The organism is Butyrivibrio sp. INlla16 (genome assembly GCF_900104155.1).
Taxonomy (GTDB): domain Bacteria; phylum Bacillota; class Clostridia; order Lachnospirales; family Lachnospiraceae; genus Butyrivibrio.
In genome coordinates, this window is sequence record NZ_FMYB01000121.1 from 1 (window position 1) to 2,897 (window position 2,897).

The 2,897-nt window shown below is 42.5% G+C and carries 2 protein-coding genes; both read left to right on the plus strand.

The genetic code is table 11. The annotated features are described in order from the left end of the window. Positions 1-139: 139 nt before the first annotated feature. Positions 140-685 carry a shikimate kinase gene (locus BLR42_RS22165; protein WP_091873901.1) on the plus strand — a complete coding sequence of 182 codons (546 nt, stop codon included), beginning with the start codon at positions 140-142 and terminating at the stop codon, positions 683-685. A 6-nt stretch (positions 686-691) separates the two neighbouring features. Next, positions 692-2,503: an IS1634 family transposase gene (locus BLR42_RS22170; protein WP_091873904.1), complete on the plus strand. Its 1,812-nt coding sequence runs from the start codon at positions 692-694 to the stop codon at positions 2,501-2,503. The last annotated feature ends 394 nt before the right edge of the window (positions 2,504-2,897 follow it).

Genomic DNA, 2,897 nt, shown 5'->3' on the forward strand with positions numbered 1-2,897 from the left:
CCCGAGTTCAGAAGTTGAATAGATTATAAATCATCCGCAAGCCCTTGTGGCATGCGGTATTTTTTTGTCAATATTTTGTATTTTATGTATAGTGTAATCTAATGGAATATGCTATAATATGTTAAGAAAGGCGGTTTTTATGAACATTCTTTTATTTGGCATATCAAATATAGGCAAAAGCTCTACTGGCAAAGTGCTTGCCAACAACCTTGGATTTGATTTCTATGATCTTGATGACGAAGTAAAAAAAGCATTTGGAATTACTCTTGAGGAATTTGTCAACACAGGCATACTTAAAGAGCGCGACTATAAAAGAAGCTGCGTTCTCAAAAATATACTCAGTAAGTCTGACAGTAGCAAAATCATTGCTGTTACCCCTATCTCAAATATCGAATACCTATCAGATATAATCAGCAATGACAGCACACTCTCCATCGAGCTTCAAGATTCTGTAGAGAACATTTTTGAACGGCTGGTATTTAGTGATGAAAACGATGTCATTTACAAAGATGATGAATACAAGAATGAGCACAAAGACTACTATATGGAAGACATCATTGAAGACCAGAAGTGGTATGGCAGTATCTATGCCAGTTTCTGCCATTCTTTTGACATGAACGGCGATTCACCCGAAGAATCCGCCAGAAGAATCATATCTGAATTCAATATCACATCAGAGAGGTAAAACAATATGTATCTTCGGCAAATCAATCGGCCTCAGGGAATATACCTCGCAATCCAGGAAAGCTATTATGACAGGGAAAAACGACAGAGCCGCACAAGGACAGTCCAAAGCCTGGGATACCTGGAAAAACTTAAAGCGCAATACGACGACCCTGTAGCTTACTTCACTCAGTATGCCAGGGAACTGACTGAAAAGAACAAAACCGAAAAGAGCGCTGATATAGCCATAGATCTCAAATCCACGATGGAGATCGGCACAAATGATGTCAGAAATGTAGGCTACGGCATTCTCAAAAGCCTTTACAAGGATCTGGAAATAGATAAGTTCTGGAACTGGAAGACCCGTGGCCGAAAAATGAAATTCAGCACGGATCAGATAACCAAGCTCCTCACTTTCTCAAGGGCGCTTAATCCCGGCTCAAAGCGGTACACTCTCAACAGCAGTGATTTTTTCTTTGAGCCGTTTGATGACTGCTCTCTTGATGACATCTATCATGCCCTTGACATCATCGCTGACAATAAGGATGACCTTCAGAAATGGGTCTATGAAAAGTCCCAGAAGATCTGTAAGCGTGATATGTCTGTCTCCTACTTTGACTGCACCAACTATTACTTCGATATCAGCCGGCCCGATGTGGACAGCACAGATGACGACGGAAATCCAATAGATGAGAATGGAAATCCGACTGACGCCGGATACCGCAAACGCGGCCCTGAGAAAAACCACCGGCCGGATCCAATTGTAGAGATGGGGCTTCTCATGGACAAAAACGGGATTCCAATGGCATTCGACCTCTTCCCCGGCAACGAGTCCGAGAAAGTACATATGCGCCCGATAATCAACAGGGTAAAGAATACATTTGATGACTGCAGGGTCATATATGTTGCAGACAGGGGGCTCAATACATCTGATAACATCTACTGGCTGAACGGCGATAATAAAGGCGAGAACAATACCCGTGATGGTTACGTTTATGGTCAGTCTGTACGTGGCGCCGATGCTGAATTCAAGGAATGGGTGCTTAAAGGCGATTACCGGAATGAGAAGGTTCTTGATGACAACGGTCATGAAATAACCTTCAGACATAAATCCCGCATCTTCCCAAAAGAACTGCATGTCAATGTAACAAAGCCAGGCCAGAAAAAAAACGTCAAAAAGAAAGTAGTTGTAGATCAGAAGCAGCTGGTCTACTACTCAGAAAAGTACGCGAAGAAACAGAAAGCTGACAGGGAAGCAATGATATCCCGCGCCAATGATCTTATCAGGCATCCAAAGAAATACAACCGCGTAACCGCAAGGGGAAGCGCATCATACGTGGTCAATATCGCATTCGATAAGAAAACAGGAGAAATAGTCGAAGGAAGAAACCTTGAACTCGATATAGAAAAGATCAGGGAAGAAGAAAAGTATGACGGCTACTATTCCATCGTAACCAGTGAATTAAAAATGAGCGATGAAGAGATGCGGAAAGTCTACAGAGGGCTGGCAAGAATTGAAGATTCATTCAAAGTAACAAAGACCTTTTTTGAATCACGTCCGGTCTTCCTCAGAACCAACAAGCACATCGATGCACACTTTACCACATGCTTCCTTGCGTTGCTGCTCGTAAGGCTTCTTGAAACAAAACTTGAAGGAAAATATCAGGCAGGAAGGATCCTGAACTCACTTAAGAAATACAACTGCACAAAACTTCATACAAACTTATGGCGGTTTACTTACTATGATGAAGTAATTGATGCATGTAGCAGGGCATTCGGAATAACGCTCAATCTTCAGAACCGAAGACAGCAGGATATCCAGCGTCTCCTCAGATACTGAGAAGGATGAAATCCCATAAATGGGATTTTTCTGAACCAAGTGCATCAAAGATGCACTAAAATCCTTATTCGGGCTTGTCTAACAGTACTAACATATCCATAGGTTAGTCAAGGTCAAAGCCGCGAAGCGGTGCCCTCCGGGCAGCCTTGACAAACCTATGGATATGTTGGAAAAAGTAATCAAGCCCGAATTAAGGATAAGAGCGCTCCGCGCTCTAGATTCAATGGTAGCTGCCTTAGCAGCTGGCTTCCTTTTTTACATCTAAGGCCGCCTCTAAGCGGTGTCAAATTTTTTCTACTTCAAGCTAAAATAATGTCAGTACGCTATACAGATGAAAAGGCTCAATCCCAGCTATAGTCTAGGATTGAGCCGCTTTTACTTCTGAACTTGAGAT